This is a genomic window from Pedobacter sp. (assembly GCF_045627485.1).
Classification (GTDB): domain Bacteria; phylum Bacteroidota; class Bacteroidia; order Sphingobacteriales; family Sphingobacteriaceae; genus Pedobacter.
Genome location: NZ_JAZQNU010000189.1, coordinates 1 through 5,215, shown reverse-complemented (window position 1 = coordinate 5,215; position 5,215 = coordinate 1). Strand labels below are relative to the sequence as shown.

The following is a 5,215-nucleotide window of genomic DNA, read 5'->3' as shown; positions in this document are numbered from 1 at the left end:
TATACTACGAAGCTCCATATCATAAAATAGACTGGCGTTTTTATTTTTAACCTTTGGGACGCGTTTAAGCAAACCACCGATTGAACGGCGTAACTTTTTAAAATGAAGGCTCCTTTCTCTGTACAATTTTTTTGTCACCTTTTTCATCACGAGCTTTTCAGAAGAGAGGTATACCTTATCTGCCGATACTGTTTTAGCCAATTTCACATGGAGGTAACTATCTCTCACTTTACCGCTGAGCTGATAGGTTTCTTTCACTGGTCTTAGGCCATTGCGAACATGATTCAGTGAGGTGGTTTGCTCGACCAGCGTCGCCACTGCACGCAACTTCTTAATACCGACCCTAAACTTATGCAGCTGGTCCTGATCGCCATTTTTCATAAAACCCCGTAACGAGCGCTTAGCCGCTTTGCCTTCTTTTTTGACCTGAATTTTAATTTTCTTCTTTCGCATGACCATTATTAATAATAGCCCCATGGGTCATTTTAGCGCAACATGGGCTATTTAAATAACACCACAGCAATTAAATGGTTTAGGTTCTTAATTGGACTTACGTCGATTTGAAAATGCACTCCATAAAATTCTTTCTAAGAAAGCGATGCTATAAATTACTTTCTATAGCGCCTACTTTCTCCCGATACAAGTCTAAAGGCCCATCCAGCAAGACCGCAATAACAGTGAGCTGTTTATCCAGCCGGTCTTCAGGTATTGGAATATAAACAATGCCCGGCACAGCACTCCAGTAAAGTTTATTAAACAGCTGAGGTTCGATCATTGTACCTTCCCCAACAATCCTGATCCTGCTGATCTTGTTTTTAATACCTTTTAAGGCGATTGGCCCGGTCGGAATTCCATCTACAAAAAGAAACAAGGTTTGCTTGTCGGCCGATAAGGCACTAGCACCCTGGTAATGCCCTTCAGGTAGACCCTTGCCGGTTTTATAGAGTGCTTCCGCATGCTTTGTGATCCAATTATAAACTCCCGAAGCGAGTGAATTTTTCTCTTTTTCCAAACCTATCCCATCTACAGCTAGCGTGGTGTTCAGGAAAGGATTATTGCCAGCGTGCACTGCATTAGCCAGTTTTTTAAGTTTAAGCTGATCAGCGATACCCTTATCTTTCAGTGCTGCAACACTGATATTTAAGCTCGAGGGCTTGTGTAATTGAATCGGCTGGTCAAATTTTACCGCAATAACGGTTACATCCTGGTCTACCGCAGCAGAAGGGATTTTAAATAACAGGTCATTCTCTACGCTGCTAAAGGTTACTGTCATATTACCACCCACCACCTTAGCACTCATAGGTTGTGATTTAATATTCTTTAACAGCCAGTCTTCGTTACTATTTGAAGCCCAGTCGGCATAAAGATAAAGTGTCTTTTTATCTGGAGATAAGGCTGTTTTCCCGCTAAAATGTGAGGCAGCAATACCCGCCCTGGTACCATATATGGCTTCGGCATGTTTGTTTGTCCAGCGGCCCAGTTGTTTAAGGATGTTCACTTGCTCCTCTGGAATGGTGCCATCAGCTTTAGGGCCAATATCAAGCAATAAGTTACCACCCATACTGATGCAATCTACCAGCGTTCTGATGATCATGTTGGGTGATTTGTATTTTTGATCATAAGGCTGATATCCCCATGAATCATTCATCGTATAACACAGTTCCCAAAACTCATTCTCTGGTTTTAACACAGGAATCCCTTGTTCAGGCGTTTCATAATCCCCATGATGGTTTAAGCGCGAGTTGATAATGATATTAGGATTGTATTTTTTTAGGTTGCTCAATACTTTAGCACTTTGCCATTCTTCAGCACTATGCTCCCAATCTCCATCGAACCATAAGAGGTCGGGTTTAAAATTGGTAGATATTTCATCAAGCTGTGTATGGAAGTAAGTCATGAAGGTGTTCCACCGTTCAGGAGATTCAGCTAAGGTGTATCGTTTGCGCTCCCTGGTAAACACATCGTAATCAGGATGGCTCCAGTCTGGCAGGGAGAAGTAGATACCTGTTTTTAACCCAGATTTTTTTAGTTCAGCCACGAAAGGACTAAGCAGGTCTTTCTTAGCTGCACTGTGTTTTAAAGTGGTAATCGGGTTTATTGCTTTTGTATCCCATAAGGAAACCCCATCATGATGTTTGCTGGTCATTACCGCATACTTTGCACCACTTTCCTTAATTAGCTTCACCCACTTCTGCGGATTGTAGTTTGCTGCGTTTAAGCCCTCAAGCTGCTTCATGTAATTATTATGGCTCAGGTAGTTATTGAAGAATGACCAGGACTCTGAAACACCGTTTACCGAATAAATTCCCCAATGAATAAAAATACCAAGTTTAGCATCTTTAAACCACGCCATTTTTTTTGCCTTCGCAGCGGGATTCTCTTTAGCAGCAAACTCCTTTATAGTCTGGGCAGACAATTTGCAAAAAGGCGTCAATAAGATTAATAAAAGCAAGGTTCGGTTTGGTAAGGATCTATACATGGTTACTGAATAGGTTATGCTGCTACTTTTTATCTGTATTCCTAAATGGCATCACCTCTATGTCGAAACTGCCATCAATAATTGCTCGTTCAAGGTTTAAAATTCCTTTTAAGGATTGGTAATCAACTTTGTCTGCATCATCTGTAGGCCTGTGATAATCGGGATGCCCACCGGTATGGAAAAACAACACCGGAATATCCTTTTCGTAAAAGGAAGTCTGATCCGACCCCCCACGCCCTTCATAGCCCGTATAATATTTCACAAATTGTTCAGGATTGATGCCTTTAAAGATGGTTTCAAAAGCAGGTGAGGTGCCAAAACCAATAATTGAGACGCCTGATTCCTTGTTCAATCGGCCAATCATATCCATGTTTAACATCCAATGGATATGTTTTAAATCGTAAGTGGGATGGTTAACAAAATAGCGGGAACCAACGAGTCCTAATTCCTCTGCACCAAAGGCGATGAATAAAAAATTAACAGGTTCTTTTATTTTATTCTCACTATACACACGGGCAAGTTCCAATAAACCAGCTATACCAGAAGCATTATCATCAGCACCGTTATGGATCATTCCATAGCTATTATCAGCCAATGAACTTCCTTGTTTTCCCTCCCCTATATGGTCATAATGCGCGCCAATAATGATTGTCTTTGATGCCTGATTATCCAGAAAGCCGATTACATTTCTTGCAAGCCTTATGCTATCCTGAACTTTTACCTTTCGGACCTTTGCATCGAATTCTTGAAAATACCCTTTTTCACCCAGTGGCTTCAACTTATAGGACTTGAATTTTCGTTCAATATATTTAGCGGCTTTCAGGTTTTGCTTGCTCCCAGTCCCCCGCCCTTTCATCTTGTCGTTAGCTAAGAAATAAACATGTTTTTTGAGATTTTCTGTCTCAATTTCCTGAGCATAAGAATTTAGGCCGGCAACTAAAAAGAGGAGTGCAATAATATATTTCATGGATCGATAACATTAACAAATAAGAATACATGCCTAAAATATAGAAAAGAAAGAATTTATTTATATATCTAATAAAGTTAGCCGATGAAAACGACATCGTGATATACCGGTATATTTACAATACATTAAATACACGTATAAATACGAACCTAATTAACCACACAAAAAAGAACGCTAATTGTTGTGTTATAAAGTTGAATATCAATAAGTTGTTGGTATTCGAATTTAATTTAACAGTTATGAAAAAGTACATATTATTTCTGGCATTAATGGTATTGATACAACCTGTGATTGCACAAGATTACTTGAAGCTTTTAAAAAATTATCCGACTGCGGAAGAATCTAACCCTATTAAAATGGGTTGGATGCAAGGGTTTCCACCTCCCAAAGACAAGATCATTTCTGCAGCAGATGGCAGTTTCTTTAAATTTCCCGCATCGCGTTACAGCGTTAATCACATGAGACAATTTCTTCCTACTACTGTAGTTCTAGCGGCACAAACCAATCGGTATAACTTTACCGTTGACCTTGATAAAGCAATAGACAATATTACGTTTACTGTTATGGGTACAAACGAAAAAATTACTTGGAGAGAATCATTAGATAAAGTTTATGCAGACGGTGTTATCGTATTACACAAAGGGAAAATTGTGTACGAAAACTATTTCGGAGGGTTAGCACCCGATGGAACCCATGCATTAATGTCTGTTAGCAAAACCTTTACCGGCACATTAGGTGCTTTGCTAATTGCAGAAGGCGTGCTTGATGAAAATAAAACAGCCGGTGATTATGTACCTGAATTAAAAAAATCAGCGTTTGGTGACGCAACACTCCGCCAAATCCTTGATATGACAACGGCCCTGCAATATGACGAAGATTATAACAACCCTAAATCAGATATATGGGCGTATTCGGCTGCTGGAAATCCTTTTCCAAAGCCGGCTGGATATAAAGGACCGGAAAACTATTATGAATATTTGGAAACTGTTAAAAAAGCAGGAACACATGGGAAGGTATTTGCTTATAAGACGATTAATACCGACGCCATGGGGTGGGTCATTAGCCGTGTTACTGGAAAAAGCATTCCAGAGCTCATTTCAGAAAGATTTTGGAAACCTCTAGGTACACACCACGATGGATATTACCAGGTAGACGGTTCAGGTATTGCTTTCGCTGGAGGAGGATTTAATGTCAATTTAAGGGATTTGGCAATGTTTGGTGAAATGGTAAGCAACAAAGGATTCTTCAACGGTAAACAGATACTTCCAGCTAAAGTTGTAGAACAGTTTCGCGCAGGCGGAAACCGGGAAGCATTTGCGAAAGCAGGATACACTAATTTGAAAAATTGGAGTTACACAGATATGTGGTGGGTTACAGATAACAAGGACGGGGCTATTACTGCCCGGGGTGTTTACGGACAAACAATCTATGTAGATCCAGTCGCAAAAATGGTCATAGTACGGTTTGCATCGAATCCGTTTGCTCCAAATCAAGCAAACGATCCTTATTCGCTACCAGCTTATAAAGCGTTAACAAGTTATTTTCTTAGAAAAAAATAAAAAGGTAAATTCTAAACGCTTATTTTAACACGTCCTTTATAACATCTATTTTTTTGAACATATTCGCCGCAAACGGACATAAGGGAATAATCTTAATATTTTTGTCTCTTGCCATTTCCACAATTTTAAAAAGCATTTGCTTACCAACACCTTTACCGTTGTACTCTGGTTCAACTTCGGTATGGTCAATGATAATCGTATCTGTTCCCG

General features: G+C 39.8%; 5 protein-coding genes. 1 reads left to right on the top strand and 4 read right to left on the bottom strand.

Annotation, left to right across the window (positions count from 1 at the left end; genetic code table 11):
- The 3 genes from ACR2F3_RS14300 to ACR2F3_RS14290 all read right to left on the bottom strand — a co-directional run.
- Window positions 1–453 (bottom strand): CHAD domain-containing protein (locus tag ACR2F3_RS14300; RefSeq protein ID WP_432710657.1); only part of this gene is annotated, 453 nt, incomplete at its 3' end.
- Window positions 454–601: 148 nt separating this feature from the next.
- Window positions 602–2,479, bottom strand: coding sequence for an alpha-L-fucosidase (locus ACR2F3_RS14295; protein WP_432710656.1), 1,878 nt, complete (start codon window positions 2,477–2,479; stop codon window positions 602–604).
- Between the two features lie 22 nt (window positions 2,480–2,501).
- Complete coding sequence (locus tag ACR2F3_RS14290) at window positions 2,502–3,446, bottom strand: M20/M25/M40 family metallo-hydrolase (RefSeq protein ID WP_432710655.1); 945 nt, start codon at window positions 3,444–3,446, stop codon at window positions 2,502–2,504.
- 239 nt (window positions 3,447–3,685) lie between these two features.
- Here ACR2F3_RS14290 and ACR2F3_RS14285 point away from each other — a divergent pair, with 239 nt between their 5' ends.
- The gene (locus ACR2F3_RS14285) at window positions 3,686–5,005 is read left to right on the top strand and encodes a serine hydrolase domain-containing protein (RefSeq protein WP_432710654.1); all 1,320 of its coding nucleotides are present in this window, start codon (window positions 3,686–3,688) and stop codon (window positions 5,003–5,005) included.
- A 19-nt stretch (window positions 5,006–5,024) separates the two neighbouring features.
- On the opposite strand, the gene ACR2F3_RS14280 is transcribed toward ACR2F3_RS14285, so the two are convergent.
- Window positions 5,025–5,215, bottom strand: a 191-nt coding sequence (locus ACR2F3_RS14280) for a GNAT family N-acetyltransferase (RefSeq protein WP_432710653.1), incomplete at its 5' end; no start/stop codon positions are given.